The organism is Winogradskyella sp. PG-2 (assembly GCF_000828715.1).
In the GTDB taxonomy this organism is placed as follows: Bacteria; Bacteroidota; Bacteroidia; order Flavobacteriales; family Flavobacteriaceae; genus Winogradskyella.
Genome location: NZ_AP014583.1, coordinates 2,418,227 through 2,437,587, shown reverse-complemented (window position 1 = coordinate 2,437,587; position 19,361 = coordinate 2,418,227). Strand labels below are relative to the sequence as shown.

Below are 19,361 nucleotides of genomic sequence, written 5' to 3'. Positions count from 1 at the left end.
AATTAATTGCAATTTGCTATCTTTCGGTTACGTCGGAGAATCATAGCTGATTTTCCGCAACGAGCCATACACAAAAGCGTTAGCCTTCATTATGACCAACTATTAACAAATGATAAAGTTTTTTAGAAAAATTCGGCAAAAATTACTGATTGAAAATAAATTCAGTAAATATCTGATATATGCCATTGGTGAAATTTTACTTGTAATGATTGGAATTCTGCTTGCCTTTCAAGCAAATAAATGGAAGGAAGTCAAAACTGAACAAGAACTAGAAATAAAATTGATTAAAGAAATTCAAAATGGTATTAAAAGTGATTTAATTGACGTACAAGAAAATTATCACTATCATGAAAAAATTCTTAAAAGTCAATACAAAGTTATTGATTGGTTGCAAGGTGATTTAAAATTTAATGATTCTACCGCCTATCAATTTTCAATGGCAACAAAAAGAACTTCCTTTATGGTTTCGAAAGCACCTTTTGAATCGTTGAAAGAGTTTGGATTGAACAGAGTTTCAAATGATTCTATAAAACATAAAATAATTAGATTATACGATGTTTTATATCCGCAATATGAGGACGTGCTTTCAATGTATTATTTACATGGCGATAAACTTTTTGATTCAGCAATTAATTATTTTGAAAATTGGGATTTGACACCATCCGTTCTATCTAATATACCGATAAATATTCCTGAACTAAAAGCAGACCATGTTGTTTTAATGCGGTTTAAATATCTAACAAACTTTAATAAATATTTAGTGAATGCAAACTCTAGAATGGAAGAATTGCAGATTGAAATTATTGACTTAATGGAGTTAGAATTGAATAAATAACGAAAGGCTAACAACGTGTATAATTAATGGCTAGTTCTCGCCGACTTACGAACATTCCTTCGAAATATTCTATCTGTGTTTTATTTGCTAAATTAGGTGCTTAACCACGCCACTAATCATACACAAGACCGTTACCTGCAAGCTGAAAAAAAAGACCACCGCACGGTCAAGCACATTTGTAGCTCCGTGCCTCCGCCACAAAAGAGCTTGCCCTTCCCCACCACCACCCATTAAAATAAACCGACAAATGTCATTATAAAACAATGAATATTTATTAAGTTTACGGAGTAATAAAAATGGTTTCAAATGAACCGAATAAAAGAAGTACTACAAAACAAAGGAATAAGTCAAACTTGGCTTGCTAAGAAAATGGAGAAAAGTTATCCTACTATTAACGAGTACGCAAGAAACAAAAGACAACCTAGTTTGGAAGACTTATACAAGATTGCAGATATTTTAGACGTAAATATCTCTGATTTATTAATAGCCAATAAAAAAGAAAACAATTAGATGCAGAACCTACAAAACGAACTCATAGAATTACTAAAAACACAAGATAATTTAGTAATTGACGGACAACTTAACAAAAACAAAATAATTGAGTTAGGACTAAAAGTAGAACCGCAACTAATTGGATTATTGATTAAAAACCCAACTTTTAAAAAACACTTTTTTACAGAAGTAGAAAGTGTATTGGTTTTTGATAAAATTAAGTTTCAACGTTTTGTAAACAATAAATCTTTTTTACCAGACAGTTACACTGCTTTTAAAAATAAAATTGGCTTAGCAATAAATGATGATACAACAGATAATTTTATAAAAGCAAAAAATGATGTTGTGTTGGCTTGGCCACACAAAGATTGTGTTTTAGAAGGCGGACAAACAAAGGAAGACCAAAAACGTAACGAAATATTTTGGAACGAAACACTTGCACCTGATAATGTAGACAGATTATTAGATGCAAAAACATTTACCAACTTTAAAAAATACGATAAAGACGGAGAACATAACGTAACCGAACTAACAGGAAACGAAAATCTAATTTTAAAAGGAAACAATCTTTTAGTAATATCTTCTTTACTAAAAACACACAGAGGAAAAATAAAGCTCATTTATATTGACCCTCCATATAATACAGGAAATGATGACTTCAATTATAACGATAATTTTAATCATTCTGCTTGGTTAACTTTTATAAAAAACCGTCTAGAACTAGCTAAAGAATTATTAAGTCCAGATGGTTCGATATGGATTAATATTGATGATTATGAATCTCATTATTTAAAAGTTACTGCTGATGAAATTTTCAAAAAAGAAAATTTTTTAGGGTCAGTCGTATGGCAACACAGTATTCAAGCAAAAGGGTATTCAGGTAAATTTTCCCTTCATCATAATTACATTTTATGTTATTCAAAGTCAGAACAATTTGTACTTGGTCAAATGGAAAGAACAGAGAAGCACAATGTAAATTATAAAAACCCTGATAATGACCCAAATGGAAAATGGCGTTCAGGCGATATAAGAAATGCTCTTTATCGTCCTAATTTAATTTATGATGTAGAAACACCTAATGGTAAATTAATATCACCACCTGAAAAAGGTTGGAGGTTTAGCAAAGAAACAATGCTTGATAAAATAGGTACAGGTCAGGTATATTTTAATGAAGACGAAACTAAAATTAAATATAAAATATATCTTAAAGACCAAGACGGAAGAGTTCCTGAAACTTTATGGTTCGCAGATGAAGTAGGAACAACGAGAACAGCTAATAATGAAATTAAAGAATTATTTGGGTCATCTGTCTTTGACACACCTAAACCGGAACAACTTTTAAAAAGAATAATACACATTGCAACGAACAAAAATGATATTGTTCTTGACTTTTTTGCAGGTAGTGGCACAACAGCAAGTGTAGCACATAAAATGAATAGACGTTTTATAACTTCAGAACAAATGAACTACATTAATACTGTAACAATAAAACGATTAAAAAAAGTAATTGAAGGAGAACAAGGTGGTATTAGTAAAGATATAAATTGGCAAGGTGGTGGCTCATTTGTCTTTGCAGAATTATTAGAATACAACCAAAAATATATTTCCCAAATACAAGAAGCTAAAACAAAAGAAGATGTTTTAAAAGTTTGGCAAGAAATGGAAGAAAAAGCATTTTTATCTTTTCAATTCAATATAGACATATTTAATGAGCGTTTAGAAGCGTTTAAAACTGCTACTCTAGAAACAATGCAACATTATTTAATAGAAATATTAGATAAAAACCAATTGTATGTAAACTTTAGCGAAATAGAAGACGAAAATTTTGCCGTTAGCGAAGAAGATAAAGCTCTTAATTATTCATTTTACAAAGCGAATAACTAATGGCAGATTTATTTAACCCAACAGCAAATATTCAGCGTTTAGACAAGCGTATTGCCAACAAAATAGAAGATGGCGATATTGAGATACAGTTATCTGCAACTATAAAAAACAATTTAAAGTTTGCACCACGTCCATATCAAGAAGAAGCGTTTACTGCTTTTAATTATTATATGAACAACCCCAAATTAAGGGCAAAACCTACGCAAGTGTTGTTTCATATGGCAACAGGTAGTGGTAAAACTTTAGTAATGGCAGGTGCTATTTTAGAATTGTACAAACAAGGCTATCGTAACTTTATTTTCTTTGTAAATACAGATACGATTATCCGTAAAACCAAAGAGAATTTTTTAAATGCAAATAGCTCCAAATACTTATTTAAAGACCAAATAAATATTGATGGTGTAAACGTAACCATTACAAGCGTTGATAATTTTGAAAGTACCAATACAGAAGATATAAATATTCTATTTTCTACTATTCAAGGTTTACACACCAAACTAAATGCACCAAGAGAAAACAGCATTACGTTTGATGATTTTACAAATAAAGAAACTGTTTTAATAAGTGATGAAGCGCATCATATTAATGCGTTAACTAAAAAGAAACATTCAGCAGGAGAAAAAGAAAATTTAACAAGTTGGGAATACACAGTAGAACGTATTTTACAAGCCAACCCAAACAATGTAATGATGGAATTTACTGCTACTCTAGAGTTAAGCCATCCAAAAGTTGCCAGTAAATACGCTAATAAACTATTATACAACTATCCGTTAGCAGAATTTAGAGAAGACGGTTATAGTAAAGAGGTACAAACTAATCAAGTAGATTACGAACCAATACAACGCGCAGTTGTTGCTGTTTTGATAAGTCAGTACAAAAAGAAAATATTTGCTAGTAACGGAATTATAGCAAAACCTGTTATTTTATTTAAGTCTAAAACTACAAAAGATAGTGCCATAATGGAAAAGGCATTTTTAGAGGAAATAAGAAATATTACGGTTTCTAAACTAGAAAAGTTAATTCAGTTAGATAATGAAATTTTAGACAAAGCAATAAGCTATTTCAAAAGTTTAGGAATTACTTCACAAGGTTTGATAGATGAAATACGAGAAGATTTTTCGGAAGATAAAATCATATCGGTAAACTCTAAAAATGATACTGACGATAAACAAATTGTAATAAACAGTTTGGAGGACAAATCAAACGAATACAGAGCTGTTTTTGCAGTAGACAAACTAAACGAAGGTTGGGATGTTTTAAACTTATACGATATAGTTCGTTTATACGATACTCGTGATGCTAGTGGTAACAAACCAGGAAAAACGACAGTTGCAGAAGCTCAATTAATTGGTCGTGGAGCAAGATACTATCCTTTTAAACTAGAAGAACACCACGAAATTGACAAGCGTAAATACGATAATGATTTAGATAACATTTTACGCAATTGCGAAACCTTACATTATCATTGTTCACACAATCCAAGATATATACAAGAATTAAATTCTGCTTTACGTGAAATTGGTTTGTTTCCAGAAGAAAAAGTAGAAGTAGATTTAATATTAAAAGACGAGTTTAAAGAAACTTCATTGTATAAAAATGGATTTATCTTCTTAAATAAAAAGGTTAGAAACAACCCTAAAACACTTTTAGAATATCAAGAACCAACTATTGTAAAAAAACATACATATGCTTTAAGAACAAACCGTTCTGCAAGTACAACCATTTTAGACAACACTTCGGTTAAAAGAAATAAAGTACAAGCCAATTTTATGAATAGCCATTCATTTAGAAACTGGGATAAAAACTTAATTCACAAAGGTTTAAATAAATTACCTTTTTATCAATTTAGTAATATTCGTAAATATTTTCCAAGTGTAAAATCAATGGAATATTTTATTACGAATGACAATTATTTTGGAGGAATAATAGTTGAAGTAACAGGTTTACAAAAAGACACGAAAGTACTATCTGTAAACCAAAAATTAGATGTTGTAATTACTATTGCAACAAAAATAGCTAATGAAATTTCTACAATGTTTGGCGATTACAGAGGTACAAAATCTTTTTACAGAGAACCACTTAGAAAGTATTTTAAAAACAAGAAACTTTCTTTTTCTGTAAATCAAAATTCAACAGCTGAGACAGGAAAACCAACAATGCGTAATGATATTCCACAAGAATATTTTGTAGACTTAAATCAAGCAGATTGGTATGCTTACAATGAAAATTATGGTTCGTCTGAGGAGAAATTTTTAATAAAATATTTCCATAACAATCTTGAAAATTTAAAAGAAAAATTCAAAGATATTTATCTACTTAGAAACGAAAGATTCTTTAAACTATTCCGTTTTAGTGATGGAAAAGCAACAGAACCAGACTTTGTTTTGTATATGAGTGATAAATTTTCAGACAAAGAGATAGTTTATCAACTGTTCATAGAACCAAAAGGAGACCATTTATTAATGCAAGACGAGTGGAAAGAACAGTTTTTAATGGAAATTGAAAAGGAAAATATAATTGAATTATACCAAAATCAAGAATATAGATTAATTGGAATGCCATTTTATAACAAAGTGAATAGAGAGGAAATATTTGAAACAAAACTGAATGAAATTGCCGAATAAAGCCAACGCAAGTGCAAGCACATTTAAAGTTTGTTCGTGCCTCTCAAATTTAAAAGAGCTTTCACGCCAACGCTAGCAAGTTTGAGGAAAGAAAAAGCCAGCAGGTAACAATGTATATAAAAAATAGGGCGGAAAGTTATAAACCGAAAGCTTGTGCTTATTTATGAAGTCCGCCATATTTTTAATTTGTATTTTAGTAAAAAGATAAAAATAAAACAAAAAATATGGCTAAGTGTAAATCCGAAAGTTAGTGCTTATCAACTGCCCTACTTTTCATATACTAACCGTTACCACACATTTGAGAAATGACGACATTTATAATTTTAATAACAATATTTTCAGGAATTAGTTTAGTGCTGATTTTTAAAAAATATGACTTTCCGAAATTGGAAAAAGTTATTAGAAAAATCTCATTTTACTCATTAATCGGAATTTTAATCTGTGCAATACTTTTGGTTTTTGACTTCCGGATAAAAGGAAAATACACGACCACTATAATCGGACTGACTTTCTTGCTGTCTACAATTTTGCTTTTCGGATTAACTAAAAAAAGCCTGACTAAAGTATTGAGCGGAATTTTGACATTACCGATGTTTGTTTTTGGAATTTTAAGTCTGTTTTCGGAAGTAGGACTTGTCTTTTTCTATTTGATAACTCTTCCTTTTCAATCACCTATGGCAAAATCTGAAATTAATGAAAATCACAATGTGGAAGTTAGAGTTGGCGGATTTTTCGCTTGTGGAGAAAGTTTAGTAATTACAAAATCACAATTCGGAATTTTGGACAAGCAACAATACGTTGGAAATAACTCGTGCGTAACTGGAATCGATAAAATAGAGACTTTAGAATTTAAAGAAAATAACGTGGAATTTTTAATCTATCACGACGGAAAAACTGAATTTGAAAATCCATATAAATATCAACCTGAAATAAAAAACGTGTGGTAACAATGTATAACCGCAATTACGGCGGATTCGTCTACGTCCGAATCCACTCGGAATTGCAAACTTAGTGCTTAATCGAAAAACAGTAACTTTAATCCCGTAACTGACGGTTATACGAGACCGTTGGCAACAAGCTGAAAATGAACCACGTCAAAGAAAATTTACGTTACTATCTACCCTCTATTGTTGAATTTATTGGCGAGCAGGAGTTTCCATGGACAAAGGTTAATGCTCGTTTCAATAAAAAAATTGAAAAGCGAATCGAAGAAGCGACTGGAGAAACATTCACAGTTGAAGCCTCTATTTACGACATCATTATCGCCTGTAAGAAAGGATTGAAAGACTACGAGGGGTTATTGTTTTTTTTCAACAGCCTATTTGAAGAATTAATCAAAAACACAGAGGACAACACAAGAGCAGTAATCAAGACGACTGTTTGGAACTTGCTAATTTCCTTTGACAGCAAATACCTTAATTATATAGGTGAATTGGCCGTTTTGAATAATCTTTTGAAATCTAAAACTGTCGAACTGATCAAATGTGAGGTATCGCTTGACAACAAAAAATCGATCGACTTTGACGTGATCTTTCCCGAAAATGGAATGAGAGTTCTTATAGAAGTTGTTAATATTCATTTGGACCCACAAAAAACAGAAGATGATCCGAATAAGATTAAAACTTTTTTAGAAAAACGATTAAACGACAAAAGAAAAAGCAAAACGGGAGACAGTGAATATGCCGACAAAGTACATCTCATCCCAGTCCTTTGGGGCTCTCATGAAAACCTTAGAATTTATGAGCGTTTCTTCAAAACGAATAAAATAGATACAACTTTAACCTATGAACCAATGGCCTACCTGACATATACAGATTCAAACGGGTATTTTGAAACGTATTTTAACCCAATAACAAAGCTCTTTAAAGAATAAAAGGCAGTTGCCAACAAGGTGTATAGCCAATAGGGCAACTTGAGATAAATAGAAAGTCCTGTTCTTGGAGCAGGCAACGCCAAAACAAAGTTTTGACGTTTAATAAAATGAAATTTAAAAGTAAAAACGTTTGTTTTGGCTTAGTGGTAAACCGAAAGTGAAGTGCTTCGAACCTGCCCTACTGTCCATACACAGAACGTTGCCCACTATAGCCGAAATCACTCAGACGATATCGATTTGGGAACTGAAATGTGGATTTTTAAATAGGTAAGATCTAAGATAAAACGGATTGAAATTTGACTCTGATATTAGAAAATTATGGCGGATTTTTTAGCTTGTTTGCGGATTTGAAAAAAATAAAAAAACTGTGTGCCAAAAATACTCGGGCGGAATTTCTCATTCGGGCGGAGTTTAAAAATTGCGAAATACAAAATTGACTGATTGATTTTAAACAAACACGAATAATGACAAAAATTTGATTGAAATATTAAAAACTACAGTGGGCAACACCGTGCATAATTTATTGCTGGTGGATTTTCCTTGCGGAAAATCCTTGGACGCTTCCAATGTTGGTTGTTTTTTTAGTATTTTAGTCCAATAACGTCGCAACAAAATCATGCACAAACACGTTGTAGCCAATTTTGAAAAAGAAAATTTTAGAAAAATATCGAGAAGTTCAAACTGAAACAAGTTGGAGTGCCTATAAGGTTACTTGTCATATCTTAAAATCAAGTGAATCTATAGCTGAATCATTTGGTTCTGGTGTTTTTGTAAAAGTAGATGAAAATCATTTTTTAATAACAGCCGCACACGTTGCTGAAGGATTAAATTATGAGTTATTTGTCGGAATCGATAATGACACAATATTTAGATTAGGAGGCAATATAGTTACAAACAATGTTGAAGAACAGCGTGAAAATGATAGATTCGATTTATGTGTACTTAAACTCTGTGATGAAACTGTAGAAACAATAAAAAATTCATATGAATTTTTAGATAAAAGTGAGTTGGGAATTAATCATATTTCTAAAGAGTTGCCTATGTATGAAATTGTTGGATTTCCTGCAACAAAATCCAAGTACAACAAATTTAAAAAACAACTTAAAAGCAAAGCTTGGAGATATATAACAAGTCCTGCAAAAGAAGAAAATTACGAAACTTTAAAATGCAATAAGGATTTCAATATTGCTCTTAATTATGACCGTAAACGAGTTTATAACTTTAAGAAAGCAAAGACTCAAATCGGACCAGAATTATACGGAATTAGTGGATGTGGATTGTGGTTTACACCACCGAAAGAGATCCTTACTAAAGGACAACCTGAAAAAAGATTAGTTGCAATTATGACTGAATGGCCAACCAATAATAGAAAGTTTCTAATCGCAACTAAAATTGACCTGTTTACGGAAATCATTAGACAGAAATACAATTGTGATGTGCCAAAATCAACAATATTGAAACTAAATATAAATTAAAAAAACTGGCTACAACAATGGCTATAAGTAATTGCTTGTTCTCGCCTACTTCTGAAAATCCTCGCGGATTTTCAGTTTGGTGTGTACTTGCAAAGTTAATCGCTAAACCACGCAACTACTCATAGCCAAGACGTTGTAGCACATTTGATAAAAAAAAATGCAGAAATTAATAACTATCATTCTTGTACTAATATGCAATCTGACTTTTGGACAGGAAAAAATTTACAGACTGATTTCTAAAAAGGAAAACGCAGATGTGAATTATACTGCATTTAAGAATTTTAACAATTTTGAAATCTACAAAAATGAAGGACTGAAAAAAGCATTTGAACCAATAAAAGGAGATTTTGATGTTTACTTTTTCATTGCGGAATATAAAGGAGATTCATTTGATGGAACTCGCAAAACTTTTCACGACTATCTGATTTTAAAAGTTGACGCGAAAACGGAATTGATTGTTGACGGATTTCAATACACATTGGAATGGGCTGAACCACCAGCAATTTCTGATTTATACCGAGTAACCGAAAAAAAACAAAAGTTGAATAAAGGAATCGAATTGAATTTACTCAAAATGGAACTCGTTGAACAGGAATACATAAGTGAATGGCGGAAAGAATTGAAAGATAACGGAATATTAAAAATCAAATAAAAACGTGCTACAACAATGTATAACCGCAATTACGGCGGATTCGACTACGTCCGAATCCACTCGGAATTGCAAAAGTCAGTGCTTAACCGAAAAACAGTAACTTTAAACCCGCAACTGACGGTTATACGAGACCGTTGTGCTTCATTATGACAAACCACTAACCAATGATTAAATTCTTTAGAAAAATTAGACAAAAGTTACTCTCTGAAAATAAATTCAGTAAGTATCTGATTTACGCAATCGGAGAGATTATCCTAGTCGTTATTGGGATTTTAATTGCTTTAAGCATTAATAATTGGAAAGAAAACGTAAATAAAGAAACTCTAAGAAACGAATACAAAGCAGCCTTAATTAATGATTTCACAAAAGATACGATTCAAATTAATGATCGACTTTTAAGAAATAAACTTAGAATTCAAAGGATTAATTCAATTACTGATAGTCTTGCAAATGGGTATTTTAATAATCTAGATAGTTATTATAAACTCTACAATAATCAATTTGTTGGAATTAGAGTGACCAATGTTTACAATACCAATAGTTTTAATTTACTCGTCTCAAGTGGAAAAATTGATTTGTTTGATAAAGACCTAAGAAATGAGCTTATGGAATTAGGTAGACTTCAAACTTTTGAAAAAACTGTACAAGATGGCAATAAAGGTCTGCTCTTAAACTATATGCAAAACCTTGGAAGTAAATATCCAAATATGGGAAATCGATTAGCTCAAAATACAAAACACCAAATCCTATGGAAAAATGTAGATGTAAATGATTTACCAAAAGATATAGTGAATTATTTGCAACAAGAACATTACACCATTTCAAGATATATAGAACTAACTGACAATGTATTGCAACAAACCCAATTAGTGTTAAATATTTTAGCTAATAAAATTAAATAACGAAAGCACAACAACGTGTATAATTCATTGCTAGTTAGTGCATACTTGCGAAAGTCCTAGCGGACTTTCTATCTGTGTTTTATTTGCTAACTTTAGTGCTTAACAACGCAACGAGATCATACACAATTCCGTTGTGCTTCATTATAACCAACCACTAACAAATGATAAAATTCTTTAGAAAAATTAGACAAAAAATGTTGACTGAAAACAAGTTTGGAAAATATCTGACTTATGCAGTCGGAGAAATTGTTCTAGTCGTAATTGGAATTTTAATTGCACTATCTATTAATAATTGGAATAATGATAAACAAGATAAACAGGCTGAATTGAAATATCTTAATCAAATTAGAAAATCACTTCAAGAGAATAACTTAATTTTAAAAGAAAGAATTGTAAATGATGAAAGAACATTAAAATTTGGAGACCAGCTATATAACCACTTTAATGCTAAAAAAGAGCTTAATGATTCAATTAAACGAATTTTAGTTATTCTTCTAAATGACCAAATGATTTCATTCAATATCGCAGCATTTGAAAATCTAAAAAATGATGGCCTATCTTTTATTTCCAATGATGATCTAAAATTTGAAATCATAAATATTTATGACAAGGAATTAAAGTATATTCAAAATATATTTGCAAACCAATTTGAGAATTATTTAAGTGGAGTAATAAATCCTTTTTTTAGTGACAATTTTGAATTTGTTTCTAATGAAAAGTATATGAGCGCAGAACCAAATAACTATCAAGATTTATTAAGCAACAATAAAACCACCAATATAATTTCAATGGTTAATGCTATGAGAAGTTATGCAATCTCAAATTATTCTAACACTCAAAAAAAAATAAATGAGATTATTATCAAATTAGATAAAGAGATAAAGACGCTAAATGAATAACATATTTCGACTAAAAAATAACGAAAAATAACGAAAAATAACGAAAGCACAACAACGTGTATAATTCATTGCTAGTACTCACCTACTTACGAAAATCCTCGCGGATTTTCTATTCGGTTTGTATTTGCTAATTTAGTTACTGAAACACGCAACGAAATCATACACAAACACGTTGTGCATAATGCAAAAAATCGTGTTAAACATCAACATTTAAACTAAAAAAAACAACCGCACAAACAGCACATTTATTTTTTCTGCCAAAGCGAAAAGCCAATGCTTAAAAAAATAAAAGAGCTGTTTTTTGCCAACGCTCAAAAACCGAATACAAAAAAAGTTAGGAAACGACTTTTGCAACACCATTGCACGGAAAAAATTTTACCTTTGCATAAGTGAAAAACATCGCAGTCATATTATCCATTCTATTTCTGGTTCTATCTGTAAAACCTTGTTCAGATGGAAACAATGCGGAAGATTTGCATCAAAATGAGATTAGTGCAAATCACAGCCATCAAGAAGATAGTGATGATTCTTGCCCTATAACTTGCGTTTGTAATTGTTGTGGAATGACAATTACATATCAACCAATTCAAACTTTTGAATTAGGTATTAACAATCATATTTCTACAGAAATAATATCTGATTATCAATCAATCTATCGATTTGATTTTCTTTCCAATATTTGGCAACCGCCACAATTGATGACCTAAAAAAAGACAGAAAGTCAATTTTTAGTTAATCAATTATAATTTTCAATGAATAAATACATATTGAGCGCAACGCTCACAATTATAGTGTGCTTTTTTGTTAAAGCACAAACCTCTGATATTCAAACAAAAGTCCTTTCAGAAGCCGAAAATGAACCTTTGTTTGGAGCAACAGTATATTTTGAGGAATTAGAAAAAGGAGCAGTAACCAATTTTGATGGAATAGCAACTTTTACAGAAATCCCTAACGGAGAACACAGTATCATAATTTCATATTTAGGCTATGAAACTATAAAAACTACAATACAAATTCCGAATAGTTTCGATTTAATTTTCAAATTAAAAACTGGAGGAAACGAATTGGACGAAGTTGTATTGCAATCTTCAAGAAGTACAAGAACCGTAAAGAAAATACCAACAAGAATAGAATTTATTGGAGTTGAGGAATTAGGCGAAAAAGCCATTATGAACCCGACAAATATTTCGATGGTACTTCGTGAGAGTACAGGAATTCAAATGCAACAAACTTCTTTAAGTAGCGGAAATACAAACATTAGAATACAAGGTTTAGATGGACGTTACACACAACTTTTAAGAGATGGCTTTCCGCTTTACGGTGGTTTTTCGAGTGGTTTGAGTATTCTACAAATTCCGCCTTTGGACTTACAACAATTTGAAATCATAAAAGGAAGTTCATCAACACTTTATGGAGGTGGAGCAATTGCAGGTTTAGTAAATATGGTTTCAAAAACACCAGACGATGAACAAGCTTTAGATATTATGCTAACGCAAACACAAGCGCTGGGAAGTACCGTCAACGTGTTTTACAGCAAACGGAATGAGAAGTTTGGTGTTTCACTGTACGGCTCTGCTCATTATCAAAAGGCTTTCGACCCAGAAGATGATGAGTTTAGTAATTTACCACAAACAACTTCGATTTCGTTCAATCCAAAATTCTTTTATTACCCATCAGATAAAACAACATTTTGGATAGGCCTTAACGGCACGTATGATGATAGAATTGGTGGAGACATTACAAAAATAGAAAGTGGAGCAAATGGAATTCATCAATATGCAGAGGAAAACATTTCAAAAAGGTTAAGTAGTCAAGCAGTTTACAAAACTCAATTAGATTCTATAAACTCTTTCAACATTAAAAATAGCGTTTCGTTTTTTGATAGAAATTTGACAATACCAGATTTCAGTTTCGATGGAAAACAAATAAACACATTTACTGAAATCACCTATCAAAGAGATTCATCAAAAGCAGATTGGATTTTTGGAGCAAACTTATATACTTCAGACTTTAATGAAAATGATAATTCAACTTTGCAACGTGACCAAACTGATGTAACGTATGGAATATTTGCAAACAATATTTTCGATATTTCAGATAAATGGATTTTGGAAACTGGTTTACGAGCCGATTACCATACTGATTTTGGCTTTTTTCCACTTCCAAGAATTTCATTATTATATAAAACTGATAAAGGATTTTCAAGTAGAATTGGTGGTGGTTTAGGGTACAAAATTCCAGATATATTTACAGAAGAGGCAGAATTCATCAATTTTGAAAATGTTCTCGGCATTGATAAATCTTCAATTGAGGCAGAACGTTCTTATGGTATAAATCTTGATTTTAATTATCAAATACGTTTAACTGATGAGATTGGTTTTTCTGTAAATCAATTGTTCTATGTTACTGCAATAAACAACGGTTTATTATTAAATAGTACAGATACGGGTTTGTTTGAATTTTCAAATGCAACTGACGAAATTTTAAGCAAAGGAGCAGAAACAAACATCAAATTCACTTACAACGATTTCAGATGGTTTTTAAACTACGCCTTTATCGACACACGTTTGAATTATTTACCAGGCAATCCGCAAAAACCGTTAACAGCAAGACATAATGCGGGAAGTGTATTAATGTACGAATCTGAAAAATGGAGAATAGGTTATGAAACGTTTTATAAGGGAAAACAATTCTTATCAAATGGAACAGAAACGACAGATTTTGTAACAATGGGATTATTGGCAATGCGTAACTTTAAATTTGGTAGTGTTTTCGTGAATTTTGAAAACTTTACCGATAGAAGACAAAGCCGATTTTCACCATTGGTGTTGCCACCACACGAAAATCCAGAATTCCCTGAAATTTACGCACCAACAGATGGATTTATATTTAGCGTTGGTATTATTATTAAACCATTTGGAAACGAGGAACATTGAGTAATTAAAATGCCTACACGCAAAGCCATACACATTTACAGTCGCATCAGCCAGCACACTATCAAAACTGTAAAAGAGTATGGCTTTTCCAACGCTCTAATCCGAACTAAAAACAAACATTGGAAACCAAAGCTGAACGTAAAAAGCACTATGCACAACAACGTATATAGCTCATAGCTAATTAGTTGCTTAAACGAAGTTAATGCATACTTGGAAAGTCGCCAAATTTATAATTTTGACGATTTCCAATAAAAAAGATAAATAGTAAAATTTAAAAATCTGGCTTGTGCTTAATCCGAAAATAATCGCTAATTTACACGCTACGAGCCATATACAAGACCGTTGGCAACAATTTTGACCAAACTAAAACAATGATAAAATTCTTTAGAAAAATCAGACAAAAACTTTTCAATGAAAATAAATTCAGCAAGTATCTGATTTATGCCATCGGAGAAATCATTCTTGTCGTAATAGGAATATTGATTGCATTAGGAATAAATAACTGGAAAGAAAATCAAGCTGAAATTAAGCAACAGAATTTAATTTTTGAAAACTTAACTTTAGAACTAAATAATAATCTAAAAAATCTGAATTCAGCAATTGAATTATCTGAATCCTATATCAACTCATCAGAACATCTTTTGCTATCGATGAATAATATAGCAAGTAACAAATTTAAAGGTGAAAAGTTAGATAGTTTATTGTCAAAGTTTGGATTTTCTCAATGGAAGAGAACTAATTTAAATATAAAATCTCTCGAAAATTCTGGCGAATTAAATTCAGTTGAAAATAATGAGCTAAAGAGATTAATTTATGATTGGCTGAGCTTGATTGAAGACCTAGAGTCACTTGAAAAGAGAAGCGATTATTCCTTTCAATACTACGTGGACTTCATTAAAAAAAATGGTTCTTGGAGAGAAATAGATAAATATATGTTAGAAAGAGTTCAAGGTTCTCAACTTTTACAATCTAATGACCACTTATTATTGAGCTCTGAATTTGAAAATTGCGTGAATGACCTAAACATATATGAGACACATAAATACAATAGGTATAAACAAATCAAGGTAACGTTAAACCAATTAATAGAATATACCGAATAAAAAAACAGTTGCCAACAACGTGTATAGCTCATTGCGGCTGAATTCCTAATCGGAATTCATTGCAATTTGCTATCTTTCGGTTACAGCGGAAAATCATAGCTGATTTTCCGCAACGAGCCATACACAACAACGTTGTAAAGCATTTCGAGACCGAACCAGATGAAAAAAATTATATTTCTTTTGATTATTGTCTTATCAAGTTGTTCAAGACCTCTTTATATAAAAGACAGACATTTTAATTGCATACAAAAGGAGTATGAAATGGACTCTGACTTGAAAGAATTGATTTATGAATCATTAAAAAGAGCAACCGTTACCCAAAAAGATATTCCTGATTATCAACTGCTATGGAAAAAACATCGGATTTACGTTCTGAATGAATACCAAACCGACAAGACAGATTTTGTTTCAATAGAGGATTGGAATGAAAGTTTGAGTTTTCTAAATCCAAATGATATTCCGAATAAAATAGAGAGCGTTAGCTATTGTTTAAAATCAAAAGAGGAATTACAAAATATAGCTGATAGAACTTGGGAAGATTTTCTGCATATTTCATTTAGCCTAATAAAAATAGAAGGAAATAAAGCAACTGTAAAAATTGACAATAGTTGGGTAGTTAGTAAACACAATAAAAAACGGTATATTTAAGTGGCGGTGGATATACTTGTGTCTATAGAAAAGTTAATGAAAAATGGGAATTTGAAAAAATAATAAGTAGTTGGATTTCATAAAAAACGCTTTACAACAATGTATAACCGCAATTACGGCGCAGCTGGTTAAAAATATGAAACTTCTTACAAATTAATAAAACTAATTACAGCGGAAAAAAACGTAACTTTAAATCCGTAACTGACGGTTATACGAGACCGTTGTGATTCATTATCAGAAACCGCTAACCAATGATAAAATTCGTTCGAAAAATACGCTATGACCTTATGGAAAAAAATAAAACTGGAAAGTATTTTAAATACGCCATTGGCGAAATTATTCTTGTTGTAATTGGAATTTTAATTGCATTAGGAATTAATAACTGGAACGAAAACAGAAAAAATATTCAAGTAGAAAAGGTTGTACTAAATAATATTTATAAAAATTTGAGCAGTGATTCAATACAATTCGATTATTATAAAAGTCAATATAAAAAGATTGAGAAATTACATGTAGAATTATATGATATAGGATTTAAAGATGAAACTATAGAATCAATTTCAGAACCTATTCTTATAAGGAGAACATTACATTTTAAACAATTAATTGATTCTGATTTCAATGAAAATTCAAAAGAAATAAATAATTCTAAGGTTAGAGAGGCAATAATCTTGTACACAAAGAGTATAACCTCTATGAATGATATCTATTTAAATGGAGTTGAGAAACTTATAGAACAAAGATTAAAACCTTATTTAGCTGAACAAGAACTTTACAACCCTCAAAGTTGGTTTGAATTAAAAAATAAAACCTTCAGTGGCTTTGAATTTAAAGAAACAAAAGGGAAGAATATTATTGATGAGCATGGTTTGATTGCATCTGCAAAGACTAAGAAGTTTCAGCAAATATTATTAGCACTCAACATAAAATGGAATGAATTTAATTCTCGACTTCTAACTGTGATTGAGGAAAATAATAAATTGAGAGAATTAATTAAATTGGAATTGAAAAATTATTAAATAACGAAATCACAACAATGGCTATAAGTAATTGCTTGTTCTCGCCTACTTTTGAAATTCCTGCGGAATTTCCAACTTGGTGTGTCCTAATAAAGTTAAATACAAACCCACGCAACTACTCATAGCCGAGACCGTTGTAAAACATATGAAAAAAATCCTGCTAACATTTATAATCGGAATTTTAATTTGCTCTTGTTCAGCGACTAAAATTGGAAAGGACAAAACAAGATATTTCGATAAAAATAATGTAGAAATAAGTAAATCTAAATTTAACCGAATTCGCTCAACGAATAAATTGTTAAACGTTCAAGGAGATTCAATTAATCATAGAAAATTGACTTTAAGAGAAAAACGGGGGAAAATAAATGATAGAAAAAGTCTTGAATTATTACTTGAGAAAGCTACAAATCTTGAATTGGATTCTACTAAGCCAATAGTTATAATATATTACCCTGGAAAAGACCCTTGTAATTCTAGCGGTTCAGCTACAAAAGAATCAAGAAAGATTTGGTTTGGACAGTTAGAAGATGGTATCAATCAAGTTGCTCAAACTAAACCTATTTATATTTACAAAGAGAATGATGGATTGAAAAAATATGATGGAGTTTTGACTTGGTACAAAGACCCAGAAGGGACTATTGAAAGACTATTTTTTGAACATCATTATCCATGTAGCAGTTTTGTTGTAATTTCTAAAAATGGTGATTATATGAGTTACTTTGGAGAATTTGGAAAAGAATATGTTTGGGAAGCAACTCAAATAATGAATAAATAAATACGTTTTACAACAATGGTTATAAGTAATTGCTTGTTCTCGCCTACTTCTGAAAATCCTCGCGGATTTTCAGCTTGGTGTGTACTTGCAAAGTTAAGTGCTAAACCAAGCAACTACTCATAGCCTGGACCGTTACCACACATTAGAAAAAAACTCAAAACCGAATGAATAACTATATTTTCAAATCCGAAAGATTGGGGTTTAGAAATTGGAATGAAAATGACAAACTTAAAATGGGGGAAATAAATTCTGACCCTAAAGTTATGGAGCATTTTCCTGCTATTCCAACACAGAAACAGACTGATGAATTCATTGAGAGAATGCAAACTCAGTTTTCTAAAAATGGATTCTGTTATTTTGCTGTTGACAAACTTGACAATAAAGAGTTTATTGGTTTCATAGGAATTGCCGAACAGAACTTTGAATCTGACTTTACACCTTGTGTGGATATTGGGTGGAGATTAGCTAAAACAGAATGGGGAAAAGGTTTTGCAACAGAGGGTGCGAAGAAATGCCTTGAATTTGCATTTAACGAAATTGGATTAGAGAATATTAAATCGATTTGTCCAGAAACAAATGATAAATCTAAAAAAGTGATGAAAAAAATCGGAATGAAAAAGACTAAAAGTTTTAATCATCCCTTACTTTCAGAATATAAGGAATTGGAAAAATGTGTACTCTATGAAATTGAAAAATAACGTGTGGTAACAAAGTGTATAGCCAATAGGGCATTTAGAGATAAATTGAAAGTCCTGTTCTTTGAGCAGGCAACGCCAAAACAAAGTTTTGACGTTTAACAAAAAAGAAAATTAAAAGTAAAAACGTTTGTTTTGGCTTTGTGGTAAACCGAAAGTGAAGTGCTTCGAATCTGCCCTACTGTCCATACACAAACCGTTGGTATGTAATTGCCTGCGGCACGTAGAATCGCGTTTTCCAAACGCTGCCCTTCTACTAATTACATACCAACGCCCACTGTTTGTCGCACCTCGCCAATTTTATGTATATTTAGTCGAGTCTACGAGAACTCCGAACGATACTACACACAACAGCGTGTATAGCTAATCAGGCGCAACAATGGCTTTCCGTGAGGCGCGCCTCACTACGCCATACACAGTGGGCGTTGTGCGTCATTAAAATGCACTCGTGATCACTCAAAATAAAAAAGGTAGTAATCGCTAAAAAGGATCGTATTTTTTTGATGGATAAATCTGGTACAGAGCGTACGGATTTTTGCAAAGATTAGG

The 19,361-nt window shown here is 31.3% G+C and carries 17 protein-coding genes; all 17 read left to right on the top strand.

What is annotated here, in order from left to right; all coding sequences use genetic code 11:
- Positions 1–109 precede the first annotated feature (109 nt).
- Positions 110–835 carry a hypothetical protein gene (locus tag WPG_RS17500; protein WP_052471238.1) on the top strand — a complete coding sequence of 242 codons (726 nt, stop codon included), beginning with the start codon at positions 110–112 and terminating at the stop codon, positions 833–835.
- Between the two features lie 306 nt (positions 836–1,141).
- On the top strand, positions 1,142–1,345 hold the full coding sequence (locus WPG_RS10855) for a helix-turn-helix transcriptional regulator (protein ID WP_045472433.1): 204 nt from the start codon (positions 1,142–1,144) through the stop codon (positions 1,343–1,345).
- Complete coding sequence (locus tag WPG_RS10850) at positions 1,346–3,211, top strand: DNA methyltransferase (RefSeq protein ID WP_045472430.1); 1,866 nt, start codon at positions 1,346–1,348, stop codon at positions 3,209–3,211.
- The gene (locus WPG_RS10845; RefSeq protein WP_052471237.1) at positions 3,211–5,835 is read left to right on the top strand and encodes a DEAD/DEAH box helicase family protein; all 2,625 of its coding nucleotides are present in this window, start codon (positions 3,211–3,213) and stop codon (positions 5,833–5,835) included. Before WPG_RS10850 ends, WPG_RS10845 begins: the two co-directional genes overlap by 1 nt.
- Before the next feature lie 305 nt (positions 5,836–6,140).
- Positions 6,141–6,782, top strand: a complete 642-nt coding sequence (locus WPG_RS10840) for a hypothetical protein (RefSeq protein WP_045472427.1) — start codon at positions 6,141–6,143, stop codon at positions 6,780–6,782.
- A 137-nt stretch (positions 6,783–6,919) separates the two neighbouring features.
- Complete coding sequence (locus WPG_RS10835; protein WP_045472424.1) at positions 6,920–7,708, top strand: hypothetical protein; 789 nt, start codon at positions 6,920–6,922, stop codon at positions 7,706–7,708.
- A gap of 641 nt (positions 7,709–8,349) precedes the next feature.
- Complete coding sequence (locus WPG_RS10830) at positions 8,350–9,183, top strand: hypothetical protein (protein ID WP_045472421.1); 834 nt, start codon at positions 8,350–8,352, stop codon at positions 9,181–9,183.
- A gap of 157 nt (positions 9,184–9,340) precedes the next feature.
- Positions 9,341–9,835, top strand: coding sequence for a hypothetical protein (locus WPG_RS10825; RefSeq protein ID WP_045472418.1), 495 nt, complete (start codon positions 9,341–9,343; stop codon positions 9,833–9,835).
- 164 nt (positions 9,836–9,999) lie between these two features.
- The gene (locus WPG_RS10820; protein WP_045472415.1) at positions 10,000–10,737 is read left to right on the top strand and encodes a DUF6090 family protein; all 738 of its coding nucleotides are present in this window, start codon (positions 10,000–10,002) and stop codon (positions 10,735–10,737) included.
- A 161-nt stretch (positions 10,738–10,898) separates the two neighbouring features.
- Positions 10,899–11,636 carry a DUF6090 family protein gene (locus tag WPG_RS17495; protein WP_052471236.1) on the top strand — a complete coding sequence of 246 codons (738 nt, stop codon included), beginning with the start codon at positions 10,899–10,901 and terminating at the stop codon, positions 11,634–11,636.
- A 389-nt stretch (positions 11,637–12,025) separates the two neighbouring features.
- Positions 12,026–12,343 carry a DUF6660 family protein gene (locus WPG_RS10810; protein ID WP_045472412.1) on the top strand — a complete coding sequence of 106 codons (318 nt, stop codon included), beginning with the start codon at positions 12,026–12,028 and terminating at the stop codon, positions 12,341–12,343.
- Between the two features lie 45 nt (positions 12,344–12,388).
- Positions 12,389–14,572: a TonB-dependent receptor gene (locus tag WPG_RS10805; protein WP_045472409.1), complete on the top strand. Its 2,184-nt coding sequence runs from the start codon at positions 12,389–12,391 to the stop codon at positions 14,570–14,572.
- 371 nt (positions 14,573–14,943) lie between these two features.
- A complete protein-coding gene (locus tag WPG_RS17490; RefSeq protein ID WP_052471235.1) occupies positions 14,944–15,675 on the top strand; it encodes a DUF6090 family protein in 732 nt (243 codons plus the stop codon).
- A gap of 159 nt (positions 15,676–15,834) precedes the next feature.
- Positions 15,835–16,323: a hypothetical protein gene (locus tag WPG_RS10795; protein WP_045472407.1), complete on the top strand. Its 489-nt coding sequence runs from the start codon at positions 15,835–15,837 to the stop codon at positions 16,321–16,323.
- A 287-nt stretch (positions 16,324–16,610) separates the two neighbouring features.
- Positions 16,611–17,342, top strand: a complete 732-nt coding sequence (locus WPG_RS17485) for a DUF6090 family protein (protein WP_052471234.1) — start codon at positions 16,611–16,613, stop codon at positions 17,340–17,342.
- Positions 17,343–17,487: 145 nt separating this feature from the next.
- Positions 17,488–18,117 (top strand): hypothetical protein, encoded by a 630-nt coding sequence (locus WPG_RS10785; protein WP_045472404.1) that lies wholly within the window; start codon positions 17,488–17,490, stop codon positions 18,115–18,117.
- 164 nt (positions 18,118–18,281) lie between these two features.
- Positions 18,282–18,815, top strand: a complete 534-nt coding sequence (locus WPG_RS10780) for a GNAT family N-acetyltransferase (RefSeq protein WP_045472401.1) — start codon at positions 18,282–18,284, stop codon at positions 18,813–18,815.
- The last annotated feature ends 546 nt before the right edge of the window (positions 18,816–19,361 follow it).

Excerpts from the sequence above, each read along its gene's own strand:
- WPG_RS17500 (WP_052471238.1), top strand. The coding sequence starts at position 110 with ATGATAAAGTTTTTTAGAAAAATTCGGCAAAAATTACTGATTGAAAAT.
- WPG_RS10855 (WP_045472433.1), top strand. The coding sequence starts at position 1,142 with ATGAACCGAATAAAAGAAGTACTACAAAACAAAGGAATAAGTCAAACT.
- WPG_RS10850 (WP_045472430.1), top strand. The coding sequence starts at position 1,346 with ATGCAGAACCTACAAAACGAACTCATAGAATTACTAAAAACACAAGAT.
- WPG_RS10845 (WP_052471237.1), top strand. The coding sequence starts at position 3,211 with ATGGCAGATTTATTTAACCCAACAGCAAATATTCAGCGTTTAGACAAG.
- WPG_RS10840 (WP_045472427.1), top strand. The coding sequence starts at position 6,141 with ATGACGACATTTATAATTTTAATAACAATATTTTCAGGAATTAGTTTA.
- WPG_RS10835 (WP_045472424.1), top strand. The coding sequence starts at position 6,920 with ATGAACCACGTCAAAGAAAATTTACGTTACTATCTACCCTCTATTGTT.
- WPG_RS10825 (WP_045472418.1), top strand. The coding sequence starts at position 9,341 with ATGCAGAAATTAATAACTATCATTCTTGTACTAATATGCAATCTGACT.
- WPG_RS10820 (WP_045472415.1), top strand. The coding sequence starts at position 10,000 with ATGATTAAATTCTTTAGAAAAATTAGACAAAAGTTACTCTCTGAAAAT.
- WPG_RS17495 (WP_052471236.1), top strand. The coding sequence starts at position 10,899 with ATGATAAAATTCTTTAGAAAAATTAGACAAAAAATGTTGACTGAAAAC.
- WPG_RS10805 (WP_045472409.1), top strand. The coding sequence starts at position 12,389 with ATGAATAAATACATATTGAGCGCAACGCTCACAATTATAGTGTGCTTT.
- WPG_RS17490 (WP_052471235.1), top strand. The coding sequence starts at position 14,944 with ATGATAAAATTCTTTAGAAAAATCAGACAAAAACTTTTCAATGAAAAT.
- WPG_RS10795 (WP_045472407.1), top strand. The coding sequence starts at position 15,835 with ATGAAAAAAATTATATTTCTTTTGATTATTGTCTTATCAAGTTGTTCA.
- WPG_RS17485 (WP_052471234.1), top strand. The coding sequence starts at position 16,611 with ATGGAAAAAAATAAAACTGGAAAGTATTTTAAATACGCCATTGGCGAA.
- WPG_RS10785 (WP_045472404.1), top strand. The coding sequence starts at position 17,488 with ATGAAAAAAATCCTGCTAACATTTATAATCGGAATTTTAATTTGCTCT.
- WPG_RS10780 (WP_045472401.1), top strand. The coding sequence starts at position 18,282 with ATGAATAACTATATTTTCAAATCCGAAAGATTGGGGTTTAGAAATTGG.